This is a genomic window from Pseudaeromonas sharmana (assembly GCF_042649925.1).
Lineage (GTDB): Bacteria > Pseudomonadota > Gammaproteobacteria > Enterobacterales > Aeromonadaceae > Pseudaeromonas > Pseudaeromonas sharmana.
The window spans coordinates 799,084-826,072 of sequence record NZ_JBHSAF010000014.1; the positions used below are offsets into that span (position 1 = coordinate 799,084).

20 protein-coding genes are annotated in these 26,989 nt (G+C 55.8%); 7 read left to right on the forward strand and 13 right to left on the reverse strand.

What is annotated here, in order from left to right; translation table 11 throughout:
* Nucleotides 1-8: 8 nt before the first annotated feature.
* From folC to ACFOSS_RS13370, 7 genes are all read right to left on the reverse strand, one after another.
* Nucleotides 9-1,268 (reverse strand): bifunctional tetrahydrofolate synthase/dihydrofolate synthase, encoded by a 1,260-nt coding sequence (gene folC / locus ACFOSS_RS13340; protein ID WP_377153312.1) that lies wholly within the window; start codon nucleotides 1,266-1,268, stop codon nucleotides 9-11.
* Between the two features lie 8 nt (nucleotides 1,269-1,276).
* A complete protein-coding gene (gene accD / locus ACFOSS_RS13345; protein ID WP_377153314.1) occupies nucleotides 1,277-2,134 on the reverse strand; it encodes an acetyl-CoA carboxylase, carboxyltransferase subunit beta in 858 nt (285 codons plus the stop codon).
* Between the two features lie 114 nt (nucleotides 2,135-2,248).
* Nucleotides 2,249-3,061, reverse strand: coding sequence for a tRNA pseudouridine(38-40) synthase TruA (gene truA / locus ACFOSS_RS13350; RefSeq protein WP_377153316.1), 813 nt, complete (start codon nucleotides 3,059-3,061; stop codon nucleotides 2,249-2,251).
* Between the two features lie 101 nt (nucleotides 3,062-3,162).
* Entirely contained in the window at nucleotides 3,163-5,622 is a 2,460-nt protein-coding gene (locus ACFOSS_RS13355; RefSeq protein ID WP_377153318.1) for a FimV/HubP family polar landmark protein, read from the reverse strand.
* Between the two features lie 215 nt (nucleotides 5,623-5,837).
* Entirely contained in the window at nucleotides 5,838-6,848 is a 1,011-nt protein-coding gene (locus ACFOSS_RS13360) for an aspartate-semialdehyde dehydrogenase (RefSeq protein WP_377153321.1), read from the reverse strand.
* 31 nt (nucleotides 6,849-6,879) lie between these two features.
* Nucleotides 6,880-7,998 carry a 4-phosphoerythronate dehydrogenase gene (locus tag ACFOSS_RS13365; protein WP_377153324.1) on the reverse strand — a complete coding sequence of 373 codons (1,119 nt, stop codon included), beginning with the start codon at nucleotides 7,996-7,998 and terminating at the stop codon, nucleotides 6,880-6,882.
* 58 nt (nucleotides 7,999-8,056) lie between these two features.
* Nucleotides 8,057-8,965 carry a LysR substrate-binding domain-containing protein gene (locus ACFOSS_RS13370; RefSeq protein ID WP_377153326.1) on the reverse strand — a complete coding sequence of 303 codons (909 nt, stop codon included), beginning with the start codon at nucleotides 8,963-8,965 and terminating at the stop codon, nucleotides 8,057-8,059.
* Between the two features lie 99 nt (nucleotides 8,966-9,064).
* On the opposite strand from ACFOSS_RS13370, the gene ACFOSS_RS13375 reads away from it, so the two are divergent.
* Complete coding sequence (locus tag ACFOSS_RS13375; protein ID WP_377153328.1) at nucleotides 9,065-10,039, forward strand: TDT family transporter; 975 nt, start codon at nucleotides 9,065-9,067, stop codon at nucleotides 10,037-10,039.
* Nucleotides 10,040-10,635: 596 nt separating this feature from the next.
* On the opposite strand, the gene ACFOSS_RS13380 is transcribed toward ACFOSS_RS13375, so the two are convergent.
* The 3 genes from ACFOSS_RS13380 to seqA all read right to left on the reverse strand — a co-directional run bounded on the left by ACFOSS_RS13380 (nucleotide 10,636) and on the right by seqA (nucleotide 15,908).
* Nucleotides 10,636-13,107, reverse strand: a complete 2,472-nt coding sequence (locus tag ACFOSS_RS13380) for a glycogen/starch/alpha-glucan phosphorylase (protein ID WP_377153330.1) — start codon at nucleotides 13,105-13,107, stop codon at nucleotides 10,636-10,638.
* A 579-nt stretch (nucleotides 13,108-13,686) separates the two neighbouring features.
* Nucleotides 13,687-15,336, reverse strand: a complete 1,650-nt coding sequence (gene pgm, locus ACFOSS_RS13385) for a phosphoglucomutase (alpha-D-glucose-1,6-bisphosphate-dependent) (RefSeq protein ID WP_377153332.1) — start codon at nucleotides 15,334-15,336, stop codon at nucleotides 13,687-13,689.
* 26 nt (nucleotides 15,337-15,362) lie between these two features.
* A complete protein-coding gene (seqA, locus tag ACFOSS_RS13390) occupies nucleotides 15,363-15,908 on the reverse strand; it encodes a replication initiation negative regulator SeqA (RefSeq protein ID WP_377153334.1) in 546 nt (181 codons plus the stop codon).
* 180 nt (nucleotides 15,909-16,088) lie between these two features.
* Between seqA and ACFOSS_RS13395 the strand changes: the two genes are divergently transcribed.
* The 5 genes from ACFOSS_RS13395 (at nucleotide 16,089) to fur (ending at nucleotide 19,380) form a co-directional block, all read left to right on the forward strand.
* Entirely contained in the window at nucleotides 16,089-16,853 is a 765-nt protein-coding gene (locus ACFOSS_RS13395; RefSeq protein ID WP_377153336.1) for an alpha/beta fold hydrolase, read from the forward strand.
* 129 nt (nucleotides 16,854-16,982) lie between these two features.
* Nucleotides 16,983-17,279, forward strand: coding sequence for a LexA regulated protein (ybfE, locus tag ACFOSS_RS13400; protein ID WP_377153338.1), 297 nt, complete (start codon nucleotides 16,983-16,985; stop codon nucleotides 17,277-17,279).
* A 42-nt stretch (nucleotides 17,280-17,321) separates the two neighbouring features.
* Nucleotides 17,322-17,846 carry a flavodoxin FldA gene (gene fldA / locus ACFOSS_RS13405; protein ID WP_377153340.1) on the forward strand — a complete coding sequence of 175 codons (525 nt, stop codon included), beginning with the start codon at nucleotides 17,322-17,324 and terminating at the stop codon, nucleotides 17,844-17,846.
* 63 nt (nucleotides 17,847-17,909) lie between these two features.
* Nucleotides 17,910-18,809 carry a carbohydrate kinase family protein gene (locus ACFOSS_RS13410; protein ID WP_377153342.1) on the forward strand — a complete coding sequence of 300 codons (900 nt, stop codon included), beginning with the start codon at nucleotides 17,910-17,912 and terminating at the stop codon, nucleotides 18,807-18,809.
* Between the two features lie 133 nt (nucleotides 18,810-18,942).
* Entirely contained in the window at nucleotides 18,943-19,380 is a 438-nt protein-coding gene (gene fur, locus ACFOSS_RS13415) for a ferric iron uptake transcriptional regulator (protein WP_377153344.1), read from the forward strand.
* 248 nt (nucleotides 19,381-19,628) lie between these two features.
* Here fur and glnS read toward each other — a convergent pair whose 3' ends face one another.
* The 3 genes from glnS to nagE form a co-directional block, all read right to left on the reverse strand.
* Entirely contained in the window at nucleotides 19,629-21,290 is a 1,662-nt protein-coding gene (glnS, locus tag ACFOSS_RS13420) for a glutamine--tRNA ligase (protein ID WP_377153346.1), read from the reverse strand.
* A gap of 265 nt (nucleotides 21,291-21,555) precedes the next feature.
* Nucleotides 21,556-24,210, reverse strand: coding sequence for a beta-N-acetylhexosaminidase (locus ACFOSS_RS13425; RefSeq protein WP_377153348.1), 2,655 nt, complete (start codon nucleotides 24,208-24,210; stop codon nucleotides 21,556-21,558).
* Nucleotides 24,211-24,341: 131 nt separating this feature from the next.
* Nucleotides 24,342-25,841 carry an N-acetylglucosamine-specific PTS transporter subunit IIBC gene (gene nagE, locus ACFOSS_RS13430; RefSeq protein WP_377153350.1) on the reverse strand — a complete coding sequence of 500 codons (1,500 nt, stop codon included), beginning with the start codon at nucleotides 25,839-25,841 and terminating at the stop codon, nucleotides 24,342-24,344.
* 338 nt (nucleotides 25,842-26,179) lie between these two features.
* On the opposite strand from nagE, the gene nagB reads away from it, so the two are divergent.
* Entirely contained in the window at nucleotides 26,180-26,980 is an 801-nt protein-coding gene (gene nagB, locus ACFOSS_RS13435) for a glucosamine-6-phosphate deaminase (protein WP_377153352.1), read from the forward strand.
* The last annotated feature ends 9 nt before the right edge of the window (nucleotides 26,981-26,989 follow it).

Below are 26,989 nucleotides of genomic sequence, written 5' to 3' on the forward strand. Positions count from 1 at the left end.
TCCTTTTATCAAAGCGCAGCCGGCTGTTCCATCACAGCAGCCACGGTAAAAAATGAACCAAAAACCACTATTTCATCGTCATCGCTTGCTTGTCGCAACGCGTCGGTGTAGGCGTCTACGACCGTATCATAAGTCGTCGCGGCCAGTCCCAAACACGTCAACAATTGTTGTGCCGAGGCGGCGCGCGGCCCGGCCAGCGAAGCGAGAAACCACTGATCGACAACTGGAAGCATCTGAGCCAGCGTCTGCGTGATGTCTTTATCCTTGAGCATGCCCACGACGGCAAAACGACGGCCTTTGCATGTCGTCTGCGCTAACTGACCGGCCAGGTAGGCTGCCGAATGGGGGTTGTGCGCCACATCCAGAATAACGTTTGGGCGCTCAGCCCAACGTTGCATGCGCCCCGCTAGCCGAGCCTCGGACAGACCTTGTCGGATCTGTGTCTCGTTGACCGGCAACGACATCTGCTCGATCACCGCCAGGGCGGTGATCGCATTTTGCCATGGCAGCACAGGAAAAGGCAGCGCGTGCCATTGCTGATGCTGACCGTGAAAATGCCAGACATCACCTTCACGCTGGGCAGAGAAGGCTTGATCACACTGCAACAGCGTCGCACCGACCCTGGCAGCCACCGCCGCAATCGACGCCGGCGCATCCGGCTCGCCACAAACCAAAGGTCTGCCCGCACGACAGATACCCGCCTTTTCTCGACCAATTGATTCTCGGTCATCCCCAAGCCAATCACAGTGATCCAGCGCAATCGAAGTAATAACGGCGACATCGGCGGAGATGAGGTTAGTCGCATCCAATCGGCCACCGAGCCCCACTTCAAGGATCACAACATCCGGGGCCTGTCGGCTAAATATCCACAGCGCAGCCAGGGTTCCGAACTCAAAAAAAGTCAACGAGATCCCATCACGCGCCTGCTCCACTGCAGCCAGCGCATCACAAAGTGCCGCATCACTGGCATCCGCCCCATCAACACGGACCCGCTCGTTGTACCGAACCAGATGCGGTGAAGCGTAAACACCGACCCGATAACCGGCTGCCCGGTAAATGCTTTCGAGCATAGCGCAGGTGGTGCCTTTGCCATTGGTGCCCGCCACCAGAATCACCGGCATCGGCAAGGTATCGACACCCAAGCGTCTGGCAACGGCTGAGACACGCTCCAATCCCAGATCGATGGTTTGCGGATGAATCCGCTCTAAATAAGAAAGCCAGTCGCACAATGACTGGCTTTTTGCCATAACAGGATTCACGTCTGTCATGTTGCCTCTCAGGACTCCACGACATCAAGATGCATCATCTTGGCGATGAGTGAAGCCAAACGGTCACGCATGTCGCGCCGATCGATGATCACGTCGATAGCCCCTTTCTCCAGCAGGAACTCGGAGCGCTGGAACCCTTCGGGCAGCTTTTCGCGCACCGTCTGTTCGATAACACGCGGCCCGGCAAAGCCAATCAGCGCCTTCGGCTCCCCAACATTGACATCCCCGAGCATAGCCAGACTGGCGGAGACGCCACCCATGGTCGGATCCGTCAGTACAGAGATATACGGCAGCCCTTCGCTACTGAGCCGTTCCAGCGCCGCACTGGTTTTTGCCATCTGCATCAATGAAAACAATGCTTCTTGCATCCGCGCGCCACCTGAGGTGGAGAAACAGATTAGCGCTCGACGCTCCTTGATGCACTCCTCGACTGCGCGCACAAAACGCGCACCGACAACAGAGGCCATCGAGCCTCCCATGAAGGAAAACTCGAACGCGCACGCCACCACCGGCACCCCCTTTACGGTGCCCTTGATGACGATCAGCGCATCTTTTTCGTTGGTCTCTTTCTGGGCGGCGCTCAGGCGGTCCTTGTAACGCTTGGAATCCTTGAACTTGAGGATGTCTTGCGGCTCCAACTCACCAGCCAGCTCCAGACGATGCTCAGTGTCGAGGAATTGGGTCAGACGAGCCCGTGCACCAATGCGCATATGATGGCTGCACTTGGGACAGACGTTGAGGTTGCGTTCCACTTCGGCACGATACAAAACCTGCTCACAACCTTCGCACTTGGTCCATACCCCTTCCGGGATGTTATGACGGCGCGTGTTGTCACTTTTCGGGAGAATTTTCTCAAGCCAGCTCATGAAATACCTTTATTTCATTCTATTCAGGGGGGCTATCTGTCCGGCAGAGTAGACCGCAATACCGGACAGCCTAGGCACATGACCGGGTATTTAATCACAAATGATCATGGTTGTTTACATAAAACTGGTCGTACCCGGTTCCGAGTAAGGCAACCATAATGGCCCTAATGGTACCTCGGGCAAGGCAAACGTCTCTGGATAGGTCACGTCAACCAGGTAAAGCCCTTCTGCTTTGGCCGTTGGCCCCGCCATGTCACGATTCTTGGCTGCCAACACCTGTTCTACCCAGGCCTCGGGTTGCGTCCCTCGACCGACCTCGAGTAGCGTGCCGGTAATGTTACGTACCATATGGTGTAAGAATGCATTCGCCCGAATATCAATGATGATATAGGGTCCTTGGCGAAACACCGCCACATGCGTCACATTGCGCCATGGCGTATGAGATTGGCACTGCACGGCACGGAATGAGGTAAAATCATGCTCGCCAATAAGACATTGTGCAGCAGCGTGCATGGCATCGGCGTTTAGATCGCCATGATAGTGGCTGATCCCCTGCCCCAGGATGGCTGGTCTGAAGTTATGGTTGTAAATGACATAACGATAGCGACGTGCGGTGGCTGAAAAACGGGCATGGAAGGTTTCTGGTACCTCGCACGCCCAGCGTACTGCTATGTCACCGGGTAAATTGGCATTTACCCCCAGGGTCCAGGCGCTCATCTTACGTAACGCTGACGTATCAAAATGGATAACCTGCCCTGTGGCATGGACACCCGCATCCGTTCTTCCGGCACATTGAATCTCCACCGCATGCGCCGCCACGGTCGACAAGGCCGCCTCCAGCTTAGCCTGGATACTGATGACTTCCCGCTGTCGTTGCCAACCATAATAGCGGCTACCGTCATATTCAATTCCCAATGCAATGCGCATCTGGCGACTCCTCTTTTAACCGGCGGCGATTATACGAAATCCCCCTGTAAAAAAAAGCGGTGGCCAAGGCCACCGCACAGGAAGTCCATCGGTACCGAACGTCAGCTCAGTCGTTTCAACAGGCGCTGAGCCTCGGCGCGCTGTTCATTATTCCCCTGATGCAGCACTTCGTTTAACAATTCGCTGGCGCTGGCCTTGTCGTCGATTTCCAGGTAGGCACGCGCCAGATCCAGTTTGGCACCCAGTTCACCTTCCACATCCACATCGATACCCTGAGCATCCGGCAATACTTCCGGGAACTCATCCAAACCAACGTCCAGAGACAAGCCCTCATAGGGTTCATCCTTGCTCTCCGAGGCATCGGCTTCAGCCAGCAGCTCATCGATTCCGCGGAATGCCGGTTGTGCCGAACGCTCATTGAGTAAGGCATCGATATCATCATTACTGACCGTCGCAGCAGGAGTTGCGTTCTCTTCCTGGTACCAATCTGCTGGTGGCAATTCGTCCGCGGAGTCGACGTTCAACGCCTCATCCAACTGTGCCAGGCTAGCTTTGATGTCTTGCTCCTCAAGGCTGACGACGGCCTCCTCGGCCATCGCCGGCTGATGAGCCGCCAACAGGGAATCAATATCATCGCTGTCGGTAACCATGGTCGGCGCCGGGGCAACTTCCGTCACCACTGTGTCCGCGTCATCAATCTGAGCCGTCGAGTCTGGTTCCGACTCATCCAGCTGTACCGTCTCCGTCGCCGTCAAATCATCAACACTATCAAACAAAGCATCCAGCTCATCATTGGACAGGTTAACCGTCTCACGTGGCACAAATGCATCCTGCTCGACGACCTTTTCCGGCTGCAATGGTGCGGCCTGCTCGGTGACGAGCGGCCGATCTTCGGGCAGGTTATCCAGATCACCGATACCCAGCTCGGAGAGAAACTCAGCCTCATCCAATGCTGCAGCGGCTGGTTTTGCATTCCAGTTAGACGAACTGTCAGAGGTGGCGGGAATGGATAGATCGAGATCATCTGCGTGGTCTGCCACCGCATCGCCCATGGCCGCACTGAACTCGGGTAACAATTCAGGATCTGCGGTCGAGGCAGCCACCGTGGTAGTAAAGCTGCTTGCCGTGGTGAAGGTAGGAGGCGCTCTCTCCTCATCCAGAATGATCTCGGGCTGAGGTTGAACCGTTTCATCCTGCTGTTCCAAGTCCGGCAAGTTGTTCATGGTCACCATGTCCGCAGCCAGCAGGTGATCAAAGTGCGAATCACTGCCATCCATCAGGCCATCGGCGCTATCTGACTCATCATATTCACGCGCAGCTTGCTCGCGCTTGCTGCGAGCCATCAACCACAGACTGATTAATGCCAACGCCAGCAGGAATGGCAGCAGCAGCAGCAAGGCCAGATTGAGCGGTGTCGCCGTCAACTCATCCCACATGGACGGCTCTGTACCGCTGGCGTCCTGACTCTCCTCGGCCGCAGACACCGCAGAAGACGCCGTTTCTAGCTGTGAATGTTCATTTTTAGCCAGCATCGCCTTGATGGACTGCAACTCTTTTTCCATCTGACCAAGCTGATCTTTGAGAGCAGAGTTGTCCTGCGTCAGGGTATCAATCTGGTTCTTGTAATCGCGCTGCATCGCTTGCAGCTTCTCGTCGACGATAGCGGTGGCAACCACATCTGTTGCCGGTGCGACCACAACTGCGGCACTCGCTGCTGTGGATTCTGCGGCCGAAACGGCTGCGATAGTCACCTCGCTACCCACCTGCTCCGTCGCGGTCATAACTGCGGCCGACGTGGCTGGCATTGTCGTCGTCGCGGCGGATATTTCACTGCCTTGCTGCGCTCCTGCCACCTCCACGACACGACTGTCCACCAGCTTAGGATTAGCCGGCGTCAGTTTGACAACCGGTTTTTCCTCCACTGGCGGTGATAGCTTGACCACTTTTTGCGTTGTCGAAGCGGTCTCTTCCGCTGCCGGGGCTGCCGCAACGGTCGCCTTGGGTGCAACCGTCTTCGGCAGCGTCATGCTACCTTTTCGAACCAGCTCCTGAGCCACAGTTTCGCTTTCACTGCGAATTTGCTCTGCTGTAGGCAATTGCAGATAGCTACCACGGTACAGACCGCTTAGTCTGCCTCCGGCAAATGCCTTCGGATTCTTGCGATACAACGCCAGCAAGGTTTGATATACCGATACCTGATTGCTGGGGCGGATCTGCTGGGCGATAGACCACAGCGTATCGCTGCTTTTCACCGGCCCATAGGTGCCGGCATTGGCCTGAGCTGAAGTCTCTGAGACAAATGGTCGCACTTCACCCGCCCGCACTGTCGGGCGCGGTGCCGGTTTGGTTTGCTTGATGACCGGTTTGGCTGCTGGCGTCACCTGTCGGCTCGGGCTGGTCGGTGCCTCCGACTCAGTCGGTGCAATCAGTGGCGAGACGGGCTTATCCGGGCCCTTGATCTCGATATAAAACTCATCGAGCTGATCCGCCGCCATCAGCGGTACGCTCATCGGAATTGATAGCGCGATCGCCAGAGCCAGACGGGAAAAGTGCAGTCCCATAGTCGTTCCTTCGTGATTAACCGGGCAATGAGGCAAGCCAGGCAGAGTAAACGGCTCCAATATAAAACACTCCACCCTTGCATGCCAGCACCCTACCATGCGGGTGTGATCTAGCGGCAAGTGTAGGAAAAATTTGATTTGTTTGATATTTCTGTAGAAAAGTCGGGCCGCTGAATGCGGCCCGTATCACAGACAAAGCGCTGATTGAGGCCAGCTTACATCTGCTCCTCGATAAGCCGTTCCGCAATTTGTAGGCAATTGAGCGCACCGCCCTTGCGGGTGTTATCTGTCACCAACCAGAAATTGAAGCCATGCTCGCATGTCTTGTCCTGACGCAAGCGCGAGATAAACACGTCATTTTGGCCAGCACCGTGGCTAATCGGTGTCACCAACTCATCCTCGACCAATTGCACACCCGGTGCCGCCAGCAAGGCTTGGCGTATCTCCTCCAGCGCACAGCCGTATTGGGTCTCCAGATGCACCACCTGACTGTGGCCATAGAAAACCGGTACACGTACGCAGGTGGCATTGATGCCGATACGCTCGTCGCCCAGCAGACGACGAACTTCGCTCTCAAAACGACGCTCTTCCAACGTATCGCCGTCCTCGGTCAGGTCATCAATCTGCGGGATGAGATTAAAAGCAATCTGCGCCGGATAGAGTGCTGGCTCAACCGGTCGCCCATTCAATAACTGGGCCGTTTGGCCCGCCAACTCCTGCACCCCTGCTTTTCCTGAACCGGCCACGGATTGCAGACTGACGAGATTGATGCGGGCTATCCCGACCTCATCGTGGATCGGCTTCAGCGCCAGCATCAGCTCGGTCACGATGCAGGTCGGGCTGGCGACAATGTTGCGCTCACGATAATCAGCCAACGCATCACCATTCACCTCGGGAATGACCAGCGGCACGTCATGGTCATGCCGATAGTGCAGGCTATTGTCGATGACAATGCAGCCTTCGGCCGCCGCCGCTTCCGCCCAGCTGGCAGTCGCGTCGCTACCGGCCATGAAAAACGCTAACTGGACCTGCGTCCAATCAAAGGTCTCGGCAGCGGCGACCGGCACAGTTCTACCGGCGAAGCGAACACTCTCCAATTCCCCTTCCCTGGCAACCAGCGCGTAGATCTTGCCGACCGGAAACTGGCGCTCCTCGAGCAACTCCAGCAACAATTCCCCCCCCAGGGTATCCACACCGAGAACGGCAATATCAAACGACGGGTTCATAATTTTCCTCTTATTGACAATGGAACATGGCTCAAGGTGTGACCACGTTGAATCCCAGACGCTGTAACAAAGCCAGATCCGGGCCAGTTACAGCCAAAGATGACCACTCCCGGCGTTCCAGGTAGTGTTTGCGCATCCAGTCAAAACTGGCCGCATCGGTATAAAAGCGGCGGAAACGGGCATCATCACGGCGCACATCATACACCAGATGGACCAGCGCCTTGAGCTGGGCATCAGCACATGACGTCCCCAGACTCACCGCGCTCAACGGTGCTGGCGGCAACAGTGCGGAGAAAGGCACCGTGACTGGCTGGCCGCTGAGCTGGCACCATGCTTCGTACAGCATATAGCTACCCCGCAGCTTACCTTCCAGGCTATAACCGGCGATGTGCGGCGTAGCCAGTTCGGTATGGGGAATCAAGGCGGACATGAGCTCGGGTTCATGCTCCCAGACATCCATCACCAGTCGCAGTGGTGCAGCACCTTGTTGCCGGGAGAGCAGCGCGGCATTGTCCCAGACATCACCGCGACAGGCGTTGATCAGTATCTGCTCCGGATGCAGCGCTGCAATCCGCTGTGCATCCAGCAGGTGCCAGGTTGGCGCCAGGCCATCATGTGTTAGTGGCACATGGAAACTGACCACATCACAGCCCAATGCCACCTCATAGTCGACATAATCACGCCCATCCCCCTGTTGTGCCTTGAAGGGGTCACACAGACAGACATGCATCCCCAGTGCCGCCGCACGCTCGGCTACGGCACTGCCGGTGTTGCCGGCACCGATAATGCCGATTGTCATACCCGCGAGGGATAATTGATAACGCTCAGCCAGGATCAGCAGGGCGCTGACCACGTATTCCCCCACACTGATGCGGTTGCAGCCCGGCGCACTGGCAAAGGCGATGCCACGCTCGGCCAACAACGACTGATCTATATGGTCGGTACCGATTGTCGCGGTACCAACAAACCGCAGACGACGATTCTCCGCCAGCAAGCCGGCATCCACTCGAGTTACCGATCGCACCAGCAGAATATCGGCATCGGCGATCTGCTCTGCACTCATGGTCCGGCCCGGCAAGCGCCGGATTTGGCCGAAGGGGGCAAACAACTGCTCCACCAACGGCATATTCTCATCAATGACGATCTGCATGTTTAATCCATACGGCTTGCGACTGATGCCGCATTCTAGACCGAGTTCACCGTGCTGCCTATCGCTGCGCACCCAGCAGTGCATCAGGTTGCCACTGCTGGCAATGGGTAATAAAACTGGCCAGGGCCGGATGGTGATATTTCCCGGCCTGTGTGACCCAACTCAAACGACGCGACATCGGCGGCTGCACATCCAGTGCCCGCAGGCGGCCGTCGACCTCGGCACGCGCGGTGGCCATGCGTGACAACAGTCCCAGTCCCAGACCATTGGCGACGCCGTTGACAATCGACTCGGTCGTATTGAACTCAAAGGCCAGTTGCCAGTTAGCTAAATGGCTCGCCAGCAAACGCTGGAACTGTTCGCGACTGCCGGATCCCGGTTCACGCAGCAACCAGCGTTGCTGCTCCAGATCGCGCAGCGTCACGCCTCGGCGACCAACGAGGGGATGGTCCGGGGCCGCTACCACCTGCAGTGAGTCCTCAAGCCAGGGGTGGGACGCAAATCCGCGATCATCCAGTTGCCCCTCCACCAACACAATATCCAGCCCATACTCGCTCAGCGCCTGACCCAAAGCCCGAGTGTTGTTGATCTGAATCTGGACCTCAATCCCGGGATAGCGCTGGATAAAGCCAGCCAGCAGCGCCGGTAGCAGGTAGTTACCGATGGTGTTACTGGCGCCAATTCGCACCAGCCCATGATGATGCTCGCCGGCAACAAACAGTGCTTCGATGTGCTGAACCCGCTGCCGCACCTCATCGGCCAGTGGCAATAACAGGGCGCCGTGATTATTCAGCTGCAGTCGGTTACGTACCCGGTCGAACAACGGGCAATCCAGCTGGCGCTCCAATTCCTGCAACGCCATGCTGACGGCCGCCTTGGTGATACATAACCGTGCCGCCGCCGCGGCAAGGCTGCCATGTTGGACGATGGCCACGAACACATCGAGTTGGCGTAAGGTGAGATGCATTTGTTAAGCTCTACTTAACCTTTTGTTCAATATATAAAGATATTCTTGATTTAGGAAGAGGACTATCCTTAGCGGCAAATCAAAGTTGTGGAGGTTTCCATGCTGACTCGCGTACAACGTCATCTTCCGAACATACCTACCCCTCTGGCCGGACTGGCGTTAGCCATAGCGTCATTGGGCTGGTGCTGGGACAGCGCCTTCCAGCTCGGCTCGCTGGTCAAATGGTCTGCAGCTATCATCGCCGGGTTGATCCTGGCCAGCCTGACGTTGAAGTTCCTGCGCTTCCCCAAACTGCTGTGGCAAGACTTGGGGCATCCGGTAGCCGGAAGCGTGGTCCCAACCCTGGCCATGGGCTGGATGGTGGTATCCCATTCCGTCGGTCAATTCCATGCGTTAGCCGGCACCCTGCTCTGGCTGATGGCAATTGTGCTGCACATGGCGTTTCTTGGGTCGTTTGTCTATCACAGAGCCAAGGATTTCCAGTTGCATCACATGATCCCTAGCTGGTTCGTACCGCCGGTAGGCTTGATCGTTGCCGATGTTGCCTTCCCTGGCGGGGCCCTGCGCCCATTGGCGGAGGCCATTCTCTACTTCGGTCTGATTGTGTATGCCCTGATGTTGCCCGCGATGATGTATCGCCTGATTTTCAGCAAGGATGTCCCCGAGCTGGCCAAGCCTACCATCGCGATCCTGGCGGCGCCTGCCAGCCTCTCGCTGGCCGGTTACCTGACCGTAGCCGAACAGCCCTCCATGTTGCTCGTCGGTTTGCTGGCTGGTATCGCGGTCCTGATGACGCTGCTGATTTATGTCGCCTTCTGTCACCTGCTGCGCTTGCCATTCAATCCAGGCTACGCCGCCTTTACCTTCCCGATGGTGATTGGTGCCACAGCGCTGTTCAAGCTGGCGCAGCAACTGCAGGTCTGGGGCATGGCCGCTGAGGATATCCATTGGATCCAGTGGCTGGCGCAACTGGAACTGGGTGTCGCCACGCTGGTCGTCGGTTATGTCAGCCTGCGTTATCTCATGCACTACTCACCAAGCCGGGCTCAGTACACCAAGTTGGCGCAGCGCTAACTTGGCGTCACGACAACAGAAGACCGCCTGCGTGCGGTCTTCTGTTGTTTTCAGCCCCCGCCAATTCAGATCCGACCACCAAACCAGTACTCAAGTTGAAGGCGTTTTCCAATCCTGAAGCGTCAGCACGACAACCATAGCGTGCGACACTGACTGATGGATAAACCAGCGATGCGGAAGGCCGCTGGATACCTACGTCCAGGCAAGGCGACAGCCTAGACCAGCGACGCTCAACACAACCAGCGCAGCATCCAGATAAAACAGCAGGGCAGACACCGAATGAGACACGGTGCAGATAGACATGGAAGCCGATCTCTTATCAGAGTGCGGGCAGAAAAAAAGCGTGGTCCCTAGCGGGTTACCACGCTCTGCTGGTTAAGCGTCAGGCTTAGCGGGATTTAGTGACAGACTTGCTGCCATTCAGCGCCTGGCTCAGAAGTGCAAAGCAGAGCGGATCGTAATTGAACATAGTCATCTCTCCATGAAGTGTGATTAGAGTCACAACTTCATAATGCCACGAAACGTGATCCATGCAACACTTTTGTTCGCCCCATAAAAAAAGGAGCCTTGCGGCTCCCTTTGTAAACACTGGTTCATTACGCCACAGAACAGGCCTTCAGATACCAAATGTAATCACAGTAGTCCTGAATCGAGCGGTCTGAGTTGAATTTGCCCATGGAGGCAGAATTCACGATAACAGCCTTAGCCCACGCCTTCTTGTCGCGATACAGAGCGTCAACACGCTTGTGCGCATCGGAGTAGGACTCGAAGTCAGCCAGCGCGAGGTAGGTATCGCCACCATCCAGCAGAGCACGCTTGATGGAGGAGAGCTCGCCCGGACGGCCAGGAGTGAAGAAGTCAGTATCGAACCAGTCGAGTACAGCCTTCAGCTCCGGGTTACCGTAGTAGTAATCCCACGGGTTGTAACCCTTGGCCTTGATCGCCTTCACTTCATCGACATTCAGACCGAAGATGGCGTTGTATTCAGCACCGGCTTCTTCGGCGATTTCGATGTTCGCACCATCCAGGGTACCCAGGGTGATGGCTCCGTTCATCGCCAGCTTCATGTTACCAGTACCGGACGCTTCGTAACCGGCAGTAGAGATCTGCTGGGATACGTCGGCAGCCGGAATCAGCTTCTCAGCCAGAGAGACGCGGTAGTTCGGCATGAAGACAACCTTCAGCTTGCCCTTGACGCGCTCATCGTTGTTAACACGCTCAGCAACCTTGTTGATGGCATAGATGATGTCCTTGGCCAGCTTGTAGCCTGGTGCCGCCTTGGAGCCGAAGATGAACACGCGCGGGTGCATGTCATAGTCCGGGTTGGCCAGCAGGCGACGGTACAGTGCCATGATGTGGATCAGGTTCAGCTGTTGGCGCTTGTACTCGTGCAGACGCTTGATCTGGATATCGAAGATCGCTTCGGCGCTAACGTCGATGCCGGTTTCAGCCTTGATGACCTTGACCAGTTTTTCCTTGTTGGCGCGCTTGATGTCCATGAACTTCTTCTGGAAGGCCGCGTCGTCAGCGAACTTGACGGCACCACGCATCTTGTCCAGATGCAGCGGCCAATCTTCACCAACGGTTTCGGTGTACAGCTTGGCCAGCTCAGGGTTACAGGACAGCAGCCAGCGACGTGGGGTCACACCGTTGGTGACGTTGCACATCTTCTCCGGCCACAGTTCTGCGAACTCAGGGAACAGATCTTCCTTCACCAGCTTGGAGTGGATTTCAGCCACACCGTTAACCTTGTGCGAGCCGATCACGCACAGGTTACCCATGCGCACCTTGCGCTGGTTGCCTTCTTCGATGATGGACAGCTTGGCCTTGATGGCATCGTTACCCGGCCACTTGGCTTCAACCATATCTTCCAGGAAGCGACGGTTGATTTCATAAATGATTTCGAGATGACGCGGCAGTACGCGCTCGAACAGGTACACAGCCCACTTTTCCAGCGCTTCCGGCAGCAGGGTGTGGTTGGTGTAAGAGAATACCTTGTAGCAGATATCCCATGCAGCGCCCCACTCCAGCTCTTCTTCGTCAACCAGGATACGCATCAGTTCCGGGATGGCGATAGTCGGGTGAGTATCGTTCAGCTGGATGGCGATTTGAGCAGCAAACTTGCTGAAATCATTGCCATGCACACGCTTGTAACGGCGCATGATGTCCTTCAGCGAGCACGCGCAGAAGAAGTATTGTTGTACCAGACGCAGGATCTTACCGGCTTCGGTTTCGTCGTTCGGGTACAGCACCTTGGAGATGGTTTCTGCCGCTGCCTTTTCGCTTTGCGAATCGACATAACCGCCGGCGTTGAAGACGTCCCAATCGAAAAATTCAGAGGCACGGGACTCCCACAGACGCAGGATATTGACCGTCTTGCCTTCGTAACCAACAACCGGGATATCCCAAGGCACCCCTTTGATCTTCTGACCGGCGTGCCATACCTTCTTCAGCTTGCCTTCGGCAGTGAAGACCGTCTCGACGTAACCGTACAGCGGGATCTCCTGAACAGATTCAGGACGGCAGATTTCCCATGGGTTACCGTATTCACGCCATGAGTCCGGACGCTCGATTTGGCGGCCATCGCGGATTTCCTGACGGAACAGGCCGTGTTCATAGTGCAGACCGTAGCCGACGGCAGGCATGTTCAGCGTGGCCAAGGAATCGATAAAGCACGCGGCCAGACGACCCAAGCCGCCGTTGCCCAGCGCCATATCCGGCTCTTCTTCGCACAGGTCAGCCAGATCGATACCCAGCTCCTTCAGCGCTTCGGCACAGACTTCATACAATGCCAGGTTATGCAGATTGTTGGCAGTCAGACGGCCCATCAGGAATTCGGCAGACAGGTAGTGCACAGCACGAGTGTCTTCGCGGAAGTGGGTTTGCTGGGTCTGAGTCAGACGCTCGTAGACCTGTTCATTTACTGCAGCACACGTCGCCTTCCACCAGGACTGCTTGCTCGCCTTCTGCTCGCTGGTTCCGAGCGTGGAGCGCAGGTGATGAACGATGTCCTGCTTCAACTGCTCCTTATTCAGGGCACTGAGCTGTTCAACTTTTTTCTTCGCCATAACCGATTTCCTTCGTTACTCGAGAGTTTTAGCCTTTCGGGCTGCCGGGCGTGAATTATAAGGGCTGTAGATCCGGCAACCGAATACTAACCAAAGGCCTCACCCCAAAATTTAATCTAGGTCACAATTTTTTTTGGTAAACGGATACATGAATCATGAAACTATTTTCAAGATAGCATTATTGCAAACACATAAAATATTCTTATATAACAATGATTTATCATTTATTCGTTAGATATATGGATATTTGTTCAATTCATTGCTTGAAAATATATGAAAATTCATGAAAATAGCATGCCGAGCGATAGCTCAAGAAAGCGATTTCAAACCCTTTCCTGTGGTTTAACTATCTAAAATAATTCTCTCCTGTAGGTATTCATATTTTCTCTTCGCCACCATTTAGCAGCCTCCCAGCATAATTTACTAATTATTAACAATTCACCGTATAGCTGAACTGCTCGACCTTGTTTCAGCCCATACACAGGTTGCTGAACTTAACGACGCCGACAGGTAAAAGCGCTGCTTTGGTAAGATCAAAAAAGCCGGGCAGTTGCCCGGCTTTACTTGTCGTCGTAAGGCTTATACGCCAGCCTTGGCCAAGGCTGCGGAGACAATTTCCTGAGCTTCCTTCTGGATACGATCCAGATGTTCAGCCCCCTTGAAACTCTCCATGTAAATCTTATAGATCGACTCGGTCCCGCTTGGACGCGCCGCGAACCAGCCGTTCTCGGTCACCACTTTCAAGCCACCAATGGCAGCGCCATTGCCAGGAGCGGACGTCAGTTTGGCGACAATCGGTTCACCAGCCAGCTCAGCCGCTTCCACCATGGCCGGATCCAGCTTCGACAGCACGTTCTTCTGCTCGGTGTTGGCCGGCGCATCGATACGGCGGTACAGCGGCGCACCAAACTTGGCCGTCAGCTCATCGTAGTGAGTTTGCGGATCCTTACCGGTCACCGCCAGGATTTCAGCAGCCAGCAGACACAGCAGGATACCGTCCTTGTCGGTGGTCCATACCTTGCCATCCTTACGCAGGAAGGAGGCGCCAGCGCTCTCTTCGCCACCAAAGCCAAAGCTGCCATCAAACAAGCCATCGACGAACCACTTGAAGCCAACCGGTACTTCTTTCAATTCGCGACCAATATTGCCGGCAACCCGGTCGATGATGGACGAGGACACGAGAGTCTTGCCGACCGCAGCTTGCGCGGGCCAACCCGGGCGGTGGGTAAACAGATATTGAATGGCGACGGCCAGGTAGTGGTTCGGATTCATCAAGCCGGCTTTGCATACAATGCCGTGACGGTCGTTATCCGGATCGTTGGCGACAGCAACATCAAACTTGTCCTTGAGACCAATCAGGCTGGCCATCGCCCACGGGCTGGAGCAATCCATGCGGATCTTGCCGTCTTTATCCAGGGTCATGAACGAGAACGTCGGGTCGACCGCATAGTTGACCACTTCGATGTTCAGGCCATACGTCTTGGCAATCACATCCCAATAGGCCACGCCAGAACCACCCAGCGGGTCGACACCAATCTTGACGCCTGCCTGCTTGATCGCCTCGACATCAATCACCTCCTTGAGGTCCTCAATGTAAGGCGTCATGAAGTCATGCTCCTGCACATTCGCCAAAGCGCGCGCCTCGGCAAATGGCACTCGCTTGACCCCTGCCAGCCCCTGTTCCAGCAGCGCGTTGGCGCGGTTCTCGACCCATTTGGTGATCTCGCCTTCGGCGGGGCCACCGTGTGGCGGATTGTATTTGAAACCACCATCCTCCGGCGGGTTGTGCGATGGCGTAATAACGATACCGTCTGCCTTATCGGCATGGCCTGCCCCGTTGTAACGCAGAATGGCATGCGAGACGACCGGCGTTGGCGTGTAACCCAAGCCTTTTTCAATCCGCACTTCAACGCCGTTGGCCGCCAGCACTTCAACGGCGGAAGCCAGTGCCGCTTCGGACAACGCATGCGTATCCATGCCGATATACAGCGGGCCGGTAATGCCCTGCTCGGCACGATATTCGGCGATGGCCTGGCTCACAGCCAGAATATGGGATTCGGTAAAGGCACTGTGCAGTGAGCTGCCGCGATGACCCGAGGTACCAAACGCTACGCGTTGCTCGGCCTTGGTCATATCCGGCTTGTTAAGATAGTACGCCGACATCAGGCGGGGAATATTAGTCAGGTCTTCCAGACGAGCCGGTTTACCGGCATGAGAATGTTGAGCCATGGTTACTTCCTGATTGTATTTGTGAATTAAATCTTGTCACACAGCCGCGCTATGGTCTCGGCATCATGCCCCATGCATTCCATCAGCTGAGCCAGAATATTGCGTTTGCGCCCAGTATTGGTGTTTGAAATGACCCAGTAGGGCGTTCCGGGAACGGGTTTAGGTTTAGTGGTATTGCCTGATGCAAGCAGCTCCTCTTCGGAGCGGGAAAAATAGGTCCGCTTGCGCCCTTTGATCTCGGTGGCGCGGGTGAAGGCCTCAGCATCAGACTGGTAGAGGGCCGTCAATATCAACATGAAACGCTCGATGGCACTCTCACGTTGAGACAGTAATTCGCCATCCAGCAGCTGTTGCAGCGAGGCGGCAATCGGCGCGTCCACGGTGGGTTCAACCACAGGTTCGGAAGCCGCCGGCGGCGCCGCAACGGGCTCATCGACACTAGTCCCGTCCAGAGCTACGCCACCCTCCACACCCAACAAGCGGCGCAATATATCGGATGCACTCTCACCGATATGCTGAGTCTGGCTGGCAATGTAACGATAGAGATCTTCATCCACCTCAATGGTTTTCATAACTGTCAGGGCACCTTTACCGAATAATCAGACCCTCGGATTATACATTGCGCCGCCGTCAAGCCAAACCACAGAGCGGTATTGCGGTAGTCAATGGAATGCTATTTTGCAAGTAGCGACTGGGATCCGTGATGGAAGTCGCTAAAATGCCACGCAAACGACACATTCAGGAATCGGCAGATGCTTCATTATCGTGAGTCCGGGGTCCGCACGGCCCCTGCCATAGTGCTGCTGCACGGGCTGTTTGGTGACAAGGATAATTTGGGCCAACTGGCTCGTCGCCTCGAAGCGGAGTACCGCGTGGTCGCTATCGATTTGCCAAATCATGGCCAGTCGCCCTGGCAGGACGATGTCTCCTGGTCCAGTCAGCGGCAACAGCTTGCAGCCACGCTGATGCAGTTATCGCTGCCACCATGCCACCTGCTTGGCCATTCGCTGGGAGGCAAGCTTGCCATGCAGTACGCACTCCTCTCGCCACAACAGGTACAGAGCCTGACCGTCGTCGATATCGCGCCCGTCACCTATCGCCAACAGCGCCATCAGGCCGTGTTCAGCGCCCTGGCCGCGGTGGCGACTGCGCGCCCAAGCAATCGGGGTGAAGCAGAACAGCTGATGAGTCCATATCTGGAAGATCCGGCAGTACGGCAGTTCTTGCTCAAGAGCTTTGTACCCCATACCGGCTGGCGCTTTAATCTGGCCGGTCTGCAACACGGCTATGACACGCTGATGGCATGGCCTGAGGAGTCAGGCAGTTTTCCCGGACCCACGCTGTTCATCAAGGGGGGACAATCCGACTATTTACTGGCTGAACATCAAGCCAGCATCATGCGGCTATTCCCGGCTGCCAGGGCCAAAATCATAGCGGATGCCGGCCATTGGCTGCATGCCGAGAAACCCCAGCTGTTTCAGAAACTGGTTGTGGATTTCCTGTCGACAGTCGGTTAACAAGCGACTCGGCGCTGTGATATAGTGCGCGGCTTGTCGTTGTCCCACGTCGTTAACACGCTAGGGGCAATCAGCAGGCCGCTTGGCCTGTCGTGTCAATATGAGCTTATGTTCGCAGCAGAAAGAAGTATGGCCAAGCAGCAAGATGACAGAACCACCCTGGACCTGTTTGCCGAAGAAAAGCGGCCGGGACGACCGAAAACCAACCCGCTGTCGCGGGAGTTGCAGCTGAAGATCAACAAGCGCAACCAACTCAAGCGGGACAAGGCCAATGGCTTGCGCCGGGTCGAGTTAAAGGTCGACGTAGCTTTGCTGGATCGTCTGAATGAGCTGGCTGAGGCCAACAACGTCAGCCGGGCAGACCTGATTCAGATGCTGTTGCGTCAACACGTCGAAGCACAGACGATGCAGCAACAGCAGGATTAATTCATAATCAACCATCATCAACACCAAGGGTAAACAACCACTATGGCAAGTGTAGGGCTGTTTTTCGGTAGTGATACCGGTAATACGGAAGCCGTGGCCGGCATGATTCAGAAAGAGCTGGGAACTCACCTGGTTGATGTCTTTGACATCGCCAAGAGCTCAAAAGCCGATATCGATAATTTCGATCTGCTGATTCTTGGTATCCCGACCTGGTACTACGGTGAGTCGCAAGCCGACTGGGATGATTTTTATCCAGAACTTGAAGAGATCGACTTCAGCAATAAACTGGTGGCGATCTTCGGTTGCGGCGATCAGGAAGATTATGCCGAATATTTCCTCGATGCGATGGGCACGCTGCGCGATATCGTTGAAGCTCGTGGCGCCACCATCATCGGTCACTGGTCAACCGAAGGCTATCAGTTTGAAGCCTCCAAGGCGCTGGTCGACGACAAGCACTTTGTCGGTCTTGGCATTGATGAAGACCGTCAGCCGGACATGACGGCGGGCCGCGTGGAAGCCTGGTGCAAACAGTTGTACGAAGAGATGTGCCTCGCCGAATTGGCATAACAGACTGGCCCGCTCATGCGGGCCTGTTTTATTCTGGCTTCCGGCCTGTTGAAGGAGGTTGCCATGTCCCGTCTGTTTATCTCCGGTCTGACCAATATTGAAACGACATTGGCCATACCTCAATTTCCATTGGCCTACTCACCGGTGCATTACCCATTCCATGGTATCCACAGCACAGTCTCCGGTGTCGGCATCAATCTGGCGTTGGCCCTTCATCAACTGGGGCATCAGGTTTCGTTGCATACCTTGACCGGAGCGGATCTGGCGGGCGAACACGTCATCGCCACATTACAAGCCGCGGGCTTATCCGTAGACGGCATACACGCCAGCCTTAGTGCCACAGCCCAGAGCGTGATCCTCTATGACCCGGAGGGCCGCCGCCAGATCCACGTCGATCTCAAAGAGTGTCAACAGCAGTCACTGCCGGAGCGTGCAGCGGCCGCGCTTCGTCACGCGGAACTGGCATTACTGTGCAATATCAATTTTTCGCGGCCTTTGCTGAGCGAAGCCAAGCGCTACTGTGTCCCCGTCGCCTGTGATGTGCACGTGTTGTGGAATGTGGATGATGATTACAACCGCGATTTCATGGCGCAGGCAGACATTCTGTTCTGTAGCGATGAAGGGCTCAACGGCCGTGAGCCGGCCGACATGTTGCGTGAACTGGCATCGCGCTACGGCAATGCCCTGCTGGTGATGGGCTGTGGTAGCCGGGGTGCCCTACTCTACGAACGCGCCTCCGGTACGTTTCATCATGCCCAGGCACATGTCCCTCGCGGCATACACAGCACGGTGGGCGCCGGTGACGCCCTGTTCTCGGCCTTTATTGATGGCTGGCTTCGTCACCGCGACCCTCGGCGTGCGCTGGATGAGGCCACCTGGTTTGCCGGTTGGAAGATTGGGGCCATCGGTGCTGCCGAGGGATTCCCGACACGAGAACAATGGCAGGCATTGAGCGGCATGTAGCAATCGCCGGCCCATCATGTGAGCGGCGTCAGGGGTGATTGCTGCGTCCTGGTTTCATTTTTACACTTTTGGAACATATAATGGTTCGCACATCCAAGCTTGCGGTCGCGACCGCGTCACCAGAATAGAGCCCATGACTTCAAATAATCAGCAGCTTAAAGACGCCGGCCTGAAGGTCACCTCCCCGCGCATCAAGATCCTTGAGTACCTTAAGACACCGGAATGCCAGCACATCAGTGCCGAAGAGTTGTACAAGAAGCTGCTCGATCAGGGAGAAGAGATCGGTCTGGCAACTGTGTACCGGGTCCTTAACCAGTTTGATGATGCTGGGATTGTCACCCGCCACCACTTTGAAGGCGGCAAATCGGTATTCGAACTCTCCCATCAGGAACACCATGATCATCTGGTCTGTCTGGACTGTGGTCGCGTGGTCGAGTTTCACGATGATGTGATTGAGCAGCGCCAGAATGAAGTGGCCCAGCGTTATGGCATGGAGCTGACGCATCACAGCCTCTATCTGTATGGGCACTGCGACCATCCGGAGTGTGTGGCCAAACGCAAGAAAGGGTAATCATCTGTCAACGATGACAGGTGCCATATTTTATTAATGACCGCTCGTGGTGACTATTTTTATTCGGGCCCGTTCACCTGCGGTCATTTTATTTTTGCCGGTTAAAGAAATAGTTCACCCAAAAAAACACATTCCTTTTCAATGCCTTAAGCATGCTTAATTATATTTAAAACGGATATTGGCCTATTATCCCCAACCTTGGTCAATAAAAAACCGCCCGTAGGCGGTTTTTTATATTTCTGAGCAGATTACTCCTGCCAGGTATCGCGCAGTGCCACCGTCAGGTTGAACACCAGATGGTCCGGCGTCGACAACTTGCTGTCGGCACAGAAATAGCCTTCGCGCTCAAACTGGAACGCCTTCTCGGCTGGCGCGTCTTTCAGACTCGGTTCAACCCGGGCACCTTCGAGAATGGTCAGCGAGTTCGGGTTGATGGTCGCCAGGAAGTCCTCGGCAGCGCCGGGATTGGCGACCGCAAACAAGCGGTCATACAAGCGGATCTGTGCTGGCAGCGAGTGCGCCGCCGTCACCCAGTGGATGACGCCTTTTACCTTGCGGCCATCGGCAGGATCCTTGCCCAGGGTCTCGGCATCGTAACTGCAGTAGACGGTGGTCACACGGCCATCGGCATCCTTCTCGACGCGTTCGGCCTTGATGACATAGGCATGGCGCAGACGCACCTCTTTGCCCAGCACCAGACGCTTGAACTGCTTGTTGGCCTCTTCACGGAAGTCGGTTTCATCAATCAGGATTTCGCGGGCGAACGGAATGGTATGAGTCCCCATTTCCGGCTTGTTCGGGTGATTCGGCACTGTCAGCATCTCGGTCTGAGCGGCATCGAAGTTCTCGATCACGATACGCAACGGGCGCAGCACCGCCATGGCACGCGGAGCATTTTCGTTCAGATCCTCACGAATACAGGACTCCAGCGCGCTCATCTCAACCGTGTTGTCCTGCTTGGTCACACCGATGCGACGGCAGAACTCGCGGATCGCCGCCGGTGTATAACCACGACGACGCAGACCGGAAACGGTCGGCATACGCGGATCATCCCACCCTTCGACGATCTGTTCGGTGACCAGTTGATTCAGTTTGCGCTTGGACATGATGCTGTATTCGAGGTTCAGACGGCTGAACTCGTATTGACGTGGATGGCAGTCGATGCTGATGTTATCCAGCACCCAGTCATACAGACGGCGATTGTCCTGAAACTCCAGAGTACAAATGGAGTGGGTGATACCTTCGAGGGCGTCCGAGATGCAGTGGGTAAAATCATACATCGGGTAGATGCACCACTTGTCACCGGTCTGGTGATGCTCGGCGAACTTCACACGGTAAATCACCGGATCACGCATGACGATGAAAGAGGACGCCATGTCGATCTTGGCGCGCAGGCAGGCTTCGCCTTCCTTGAAGCCGCCAGCTCGCATCTTCTCGAACAGTGCCAGGTTCTCTTCGACACTGCGATCGCGATACGGGCTGTGCTTGCCTGGGGAGGTCAAGGTGCCGCGGTATTCGCGGATCTCGTCAGCCGACAGCTCATCAACATAAGCCAGGCCCTTGTTGATCAACTCAATGGCGTAGCCATACAGCTTGTCAAAATAATCCGAAGAGTAACGCACGGCACCATGCCACTGGAAACCCAGCCATTGCACATCGCGCTGAATGGACTCGACATACTCAACTTCTTCTTTAGCCGGGTTGGTATCATCGAAGCGCAGATTACAGGTGCCCTGATAATCCTGGGCAATACCGAAATTCAGGCAGATGGATTTGGCATGGCCGATATGCAGATAACCGTTGGGCTCCGGCGGGAAACGGGTAGCCACAGTGGTGTGTTTGCCGCTGGCCAGATCCTCATCAATGATCTGACGAATAAAATTGGTGGGGCGATGTTCCGCCTGAGTCATTCACTCACCTCAAGAGATATTAGCTACGACAGCGTGATAACCGCTAATGATCCATGAATCGGGAGTGCCACTCAAGGTATTTATCTGTAGTGGCGGCATGGATTTAGATGAAAAAACCCCGCCAGAGCGGGGACAAAAGGACTTTCCAACAGGAACGGGTGACAGGCAGCAGCCGCCGTCACCGCGCAAGGCTCACGCCTTGACACTGGGCACCATGGCGCTGGTCCCCAGCAGCAAGGCGGGTCAGCACGACCCGCCTTGCTTATTACAGCGTGGTGACCCGGCTATGACGCTGGCCGTCGAAGCTGACCGAGCGCAGCCACACCTTGCCGGCCGTCACGGCCGGTTGGTTGCTGGCATCATAGGCTTGCCACTGCTGGCCATCGGTACTGAACTCGATGCGCAACCCCGGCAGATCGGTATTGGCTTCCAGCTTGCCACCGACAATCTTGCCGCCCGGCACAGATAAGCGATAGTGCACCCCAGCCGCCTCGAGCTTGGCCATCTCGCGCTGGCCCAGCACATTGGCAAACAACTGCCAGTCTTTCGCCAGCGCCACCTTGTCGACAAACTGGCTCTTGTCGGAGAACTCACGCCCCTTCACATAGGGCAGCTCCCAGCCAGCCTGATGCCAGGCCCGCTCCGCCAACGAGAAGATGCGCGGATAGACCATGTACTCATACTGCTCATCGGTCTGGACTGTCTCGCTCCACTGCTGACCGGACATCCCCTTGAACTTGACGGCTGCGTGCTCACCCTTGGCCACGAACGGCTTGCCATCACGGTCGACCGAGGTCTCGGCATTTTGCGGCAGGTTCTCCGGCGCAAACGCAAACACCTTGCGCGTATCGTTAAAGCGTGTCGCCCAATAGTAACCGCGCTCTTGCGGATTCACTTCCCACGGGAAATCGAAGTAAAGGTAATCCGGATTGGACAGCACCACTTGATAGCCTTTCTCGGCCCACGCACTGGCCTCGTTGAAACCGCCCCAGTACAGGGTGTCCCAGAAGTTGACCACGGTTTGTGGCGTTGCGAAGTCAGCGGCACTGTTGGCGTACTTGAGCCCATCTTGCCAGGCCTGCAGCGCCGTCATGCCATGCTGCTTGACCTGCTGGCTAACCTCGCGGGCAAACCAGGACGGCAGCTCCTGCACCGCCTTGACTTTGCCCTCGGCGACAAAACGCTGGCAGGCCGGTGACTTGGCGAAAGCGTAATCCTGCTTGCTCAGGTCAACGTTCCCCTTCCAGGCCACCTTGTCTTTTGCTGCGGTATGGGTGTCCTGGAAGCCTGCCCCCAGGAAGATGTTCTTGGTTTCATCCCCGCCATAATGCCAGGCTGTCAGCGGTTGCCCCGCCTGCTGATGCATCTTGGCCACCTCCGACATCACCTTATCGACAAACCGGACAGTCGACGGTAAACAGGGATTGATATAGGAGTGCTTATCATAAAACTGCACCGAGGTGCTGTTCGAGGCATCCTGCGAGTCAAACAGCCGGTACTCCTCGGCGGCCTTGAGCTTGCCCTGCCCCTTCAGGCGCTGGTAACGAGCTTCCATCGACATCACAGCCGCCCGGGCATGAGCCGGCATGTTGATTTCCGGAATCACGGTGACACCTCTTGCCGCGGCATAACGCACCAGTTCGATGTAGTCCTGCCGGCTGTAGAAACCGGAGCCCTGATTGTCACTATCCGGACCAGACCCAAGTTGCGGCAGCAGACAACGGGTTTCCGTCAAGTCATGACAACGCTTGCCGCCCACATCGGTCAGCTCCGGCAATCCCGGGATCTCCAGCCGCCAGCCTTCGTCGTTGGTCAGCCCCAGATGCAGTTTGTTCAACTTCATCGCCGACATCTGATCAATCAGTTTCATTAAAGTCTGCTTGCTGCGGAAATGGCGTGCCACATCGGTCTGCATGCCGCGATATTCAAAACGCGGGGCATCGCTGACCTGCATTAACGGTACCTGATGCTGATTCACCCCCAACAGCGAAAGCAGCGACTGCATGCCCCACAGGGCACCGGCCGCATCGTGGCCCTTGATCGTGGCGCCATCGGCAGCGATATGCAGCTCATAGCCTTCGGCTTGTTGCTGCTGGCTGTGCCCCACACTGACCCGCACCGGATAGCCATCCGCGGCCTCTTTTACACCCAGACGCGCCAGCGCTTGACGCACTGCCGCAATTTGCTCCTTGGGCAGACCAGTGACCTGCAGTTGTACCCTGGACAAATCCGCCAAACCCGGCATCACTTCTTGCTGCAGCGGCGCCGGAATAATGCGGGCGGCCAAATCAGCTGCGGGCAAGGTTGCGGTAGCCGCATTGGCCTCAAACCGCGTTTGACTGGTCATCAGGATATTGGCGTCATCCTTGGTTCGCTTCCATTTGTCGCCGTCAAACGGCAAGGTGTAGGTACGCGGGTTATCCACATCACTCATGCTGGCCAGGACCCGCGGTGCGGCGCCTGGTGCCACGACATACCAATTGGGCATGACATCGGTTTCAAACAGTTGCCAATATTCAACGACTAAGGGTATTTCCAGCTTGCCTCCGCTCGCCAAGCCCTTGAAGCCGTTGCTGGGTTCGAGACGATACAGATCACCGGTCAGATGCGTGATACGGAAGTGATCGTTATCCACGCGCAGGATGCGGCGGATGGAGTGCAGGTATATCTCCCATCCACCAGCCGGTATTGCCGCACCGTTGTTAGTCAGATGCAGTTTGCTGAGGTTACAACTGGCCCAGTCCGCCCCCAGTGCCTGACAATCGACTCCGGCGCCAGCACCGTCATTCGTCACCAGTTCATACTTGATCACCACATTGTTGGCGATATTGTCGACAAGCTGCTGTGACGGGTTGGCATACGCGTTCCAAGATAGCGTTCCGAGTAACGCCATGGCTATAATGGAGTGCTTGCATTTCATAACCTTGACCTTCCTTTGTTGAGTGTTGTGGGGTGTTGAGCGACTTTTGGATTTAGGCGCCACCACTGTGGCGCCTCTTTTTTATGTAGTTTTTTATGCAGTTTTGTAATGGCCGGGCTTTGCTCCCGGCATCAGGCTGGCAACGCTATGCCAGTCAGATCTTCCGATGCAGGAATGTTGCGCATCTCGCCGGCGATGATCTCGGCCAATGGGCCCAGCACCACTTGCAGATTGTTCTCCCCCAGCTTGACGACACCGGAGGCACCGAGCGCCTTGAGTGTCCGCTCATCGACAGATTGGCGATTCTTAAGGGTCAGGCGCAGGCGGGTAATACACGCATCAATGCTGACCAGATTGTCATGCCCCCCCAATGCCTTGAGATACTGTCTGGCCAATACCGCGCGATCTGAACTTTTGGTGTTCGTCGCCAGCATCGGGCCCGCCTCTTCCGTTTCCCGGCCCGGCGTCTTCAGATTGAAACGAACGATGACAAAGCGGAACACGCCATAGTAGACAAAGAAGAACACCAGCCCTTGCAACAGCAACATATACCAGTTCACGGCCAGCGGGTTGCGAGAGGACAACACCATATCCACCAGACCGGCACTAAAACCGAACCCGGCAATCCACTGCATGGATGCAGCGATGAACACCGAGATCCCCGTCAGCACGGCATGCAGTACATACAGCAAGGGCGCGACGAACATGAACGCAAACTCCAGCGGTTCTGTCACACCGGTAAAGAAGGCCGCGAACGCCGCTGCGATCATGATGGAGGCGACTTTCTCGCGATTCTGAGGCTTGGCCGTATGATAGATGGCCAGTGCGGCCCCCGGCAGTCCGAACATCATGATGGGAAAGAAGCCAGCCTGATACATACCGGTCACACCGACGACAGCCTTGCCTTCTGCCAGCGCCTTGCCACCGGCAAGGAAGTTAGGAATGTCATTGATACCGGCGACGTCGAACCAGAACACAGAATTCAGTGCATGGTGTAATCCGACCGGGATCAGCAGGCGGTTAAAGAACGCATAGATCCCCGCACCGGTCGCTCCCAGGCTCTGAATATGTTCCCCGAAAGAGACCAATCCATTAAAGATCATTGGCCAGACATACATCAGGACAAAGGCCAACGGAATCATGGCGAATGAGGTCAGGATCGGCACCAGGCGGCGGCCGCTGAAGAACGCCAGCGCCTTGTGCAGCTCGACGTTGCTATAGCGGTTATACAGTTCAGCCGAGATGATCCCCACCATGATACCGACAAACTGGTTTTTCACCTTGCCGAACGCGGCCGGCACTTCGGCAGGAACCAGTCCGAGGATCTGCGATACCGCATCTGGCGAGCACAACGTGGTCAGGACCAAGAAGCCAACGAAGCCAGCCAGCGCGGCGGCACCATCCTTGTCCTTGGACATGCCATAGGCCACACCGACGGCAAACAATACCGACATGTTATCGATGATGGCTGCGCCGGACTTGATGAAAAATGCGGCAACAGCACTGTTCCCGCCCCAGCCAACCGGATCAATCCAATAGCCAATCCCCATCAGAATTGCTGCGGCAGGCAGCGTAGCGACCGGCACCATCAAGGCCCGACCTACTTTTTGCATGTAACCGAGAATGTTCACTGAGTACTCCTTTAGTATTCTGTCGAGAACCGCATCCCATCCGATGATGTGTTCCCCTCTTCGACACAAGGTTGTAGCCGTTTTACGCCAGACTCCGACAGCCATGACACCCCGGCATGCGTCGAACCTGCTGCACCTGCTGTTCAGGCTGGTGATAAAACCAGTGTAGGTTAGTTATTTTTCGATATAAAATAACATTGGTTGATATCGTGATAAAAATCACTCATTCCGCGATTGGACTGGTTTCAAACTCGCATTGAAACCGAACTTCATTTAGCATGTAAAATAAGATGACAGACACGCTGTCACCTCAACCCTTTTTGGTGCTGGAGAACAAGATGAGACTCATTCCATTAAAGCAAGCCGAACAGGTCGGCATGTGGGCTGCACGCTATATCGTTGATCGCATTAATGAATTTGCGCCTACCGTTGAGCGCCCTTTCATTCTTGGGCTGCCGACGGGTGGCACACCGCTGGCCACCTATCAACAGCTGATCGCGCTGCATCAGCGGGGAGAAGTCAGTTTTGCCAACGTCGTCACCTTCAACATGGACGAGTATGTCGGCTTACCCGAGGCCCATCCGCAGAGCTACCACAGCTTCATGTACAATAATTTCTTCAATCACATCGACATTCGTCGTGAGAACATCCATATCCTCAACGGCAATGCCGCAGACCTGATCGCGGAATGCAACCGCTACGAAGAACAGATCCGCCACTACGGCCGTATCCATCTGTTTCTCGGAGGGGTTGGCAATGATGGGCATATCGCCTTTAATGAGCCGGCGTCTTCGTTGAGCTCGCGGACCCGTATCAAGACGCTGACGGAAGATACCCGGCTGGCAAATGCCCGGTTCTTCGATGGCGACCTGCAGCAGGTACCCAAACTGGCACTGACCGTGGGTGTTGGTACCTTGCTTGATGCCGAAGAGATCATGATACTGGTGACCGGCCACGCCAAGGCGCAAGCACTGCAAGCCGCAGTGGAAGGCAGCGTCAATCATTTGTGGACCATTTCGGCATTACAGCTGCACCCCCGCAGCATCATGGTCTGTGACGAGCCGTCAACCATGGAGCTCAAGGTCAAGACGGTGCGCTATTTCCAGGAACTGGAAGCCGAGAACATCAAGCGGATCTGAGGTAATAAC

What these genes read in the sequence shown, in the direction of transcription:
- folC (WP_377153312.1), bottom strand. Translation starts at nt 1,268, where the DNA reads ATGACAGACGTGAATCCTGTTATGGCAAAAAGCCAGTCATTGTGCGAC.
- accD (WP_377153314.1), bottom strand. Translation starts at nt 2,134, where the DNA reads ATGAGCTGGCTTGAGAAAATTCTCCCGAAAAGTGACAACACGCGCCGT.
- truA (WP_377153316.1), bottom strand. Translation starts at nt 3,061, where the DNA reads ATGCGCATTGCATTGGGAATTGAATATGACGGTAGCCGCTATTATGGT.
- ACFOSS_RS13355 (WP_377153318.1), bottom strand. Translation starts at nt 5,622, where the DNA reads ATGGGACTGCACTTTTCCCGTCTGGCTCTGGCGATCGCGCTATCAATT.
- ACFOSS_RS13360 (WP_377153321.1), bottom strand. Translation starts at nt 6,848, where the DNA reads ATGAACCCGTCGTTTGATATTGCCGTTCTCGGTGTGGATACCCTGGGG.
- ACFOSS_RS13365 (WP_377153324.1), bottom strand. Translation starts at nt 7,998, where the DNA reads ATGCAGATCGTCATTGATGAGAATATGCCGTTGGTGGAGCAGTTGTTT.
- ACFOSS_RS13370 (WP_377153326.1), bottom strand. Translation starts at nt 8,965, where the DNA reads ATGCATCTCACCTTACGCCAACTCGATGTGTTCGTGGCCATCGTCCAA.
- ACFOSS_RS13375 (WP_377153328.1), top strand. Translation starts at nt 9,065, where the DNA reads ATGCTGACTCGCGTACAACGTCATCTTCCGAACATACCTACCCCTCTG.
- ACFOSS_RS13380 (WP_377153330.1), bottom strand. Translation starts at nt 13,107, where the DNA reads ATGGCGAAGAAAAAAGTTGAACAGCTCAGTGCCCTGAATAAGGAGCAG.
- pgm (WP_377153332.1), bottom strand. Translation starts at nt 15,336, where the DNA reads ATGGCTCAACATTCTCATGCCGGTAAACCGGCTCGTCTGGAAGACCTG.
- seqA (WP_377153334.1), bottom strand. Translation starts at nt 15,908, where the DNA reads ATGAAAACCATTGAGGTGGATGAAGATCTCTATCGTTACATTGCCAGC.
- ACFOSS_RS13395 (WP_377153336.1), top strand. Translation starts at nt 16,089, where the DNA reads ATGCTTCATTATCGTGAGTCCGGGGTCCGCACGGCCCCTGCCATAGTG.
- ybfE (WP_377153338.1), top strand. Translation starts at nt 16,983, where the DNA reads ATGGCCAAGCAGCAAGATGACAGAACCACCCTGGACCTGTTTGCCGAA.
- fldA (WP_377153340.1), top strand. Translation starts at nt 17,322, where the DNA reads ATGGCAAGTGTAGGGCTGTTTTTCGGTAGTGATACCGGTAATACGGAA.
- ACFOSS_RS13410 (WP_377153342.1), top strand. Translation starts at nt 17,910, where the DNA reads ATGTCCCGTCTGTTTATCTCCGGTCTGACCAATATTGAAACGACATTG.
- fur (WP_377153344.1), top strand. Translation starts at nt 18,943, where the DNA reads ATGACTTCAAATAATCAGCAGCTTAAAGACGCCGGCCTGAAGGTCACC.
- glnS (WP_377153346.1), bottom strand. Translation starts at nt 21,290, where the DNA reads ATGACTCAGGCGGAACATCGCCCCACCAATTTTATTCGTCAGATCATT.
- ACFOSS_RS13425 (WP_377153348.1), bottom strand. Translation starts at nt 24,210, where the DNA reads ATGAAATGCAAGCACTCCATTATAGCCATGGCGTTACTCGGAACGCTA.
- nagB (WP_377153352.1), top strand. Translation starts at nt 26,180, where the DNA reads ATGAGACTCATTCCATTAAAGCAAGCCGAACAGGTCGGCATGTGGGCT.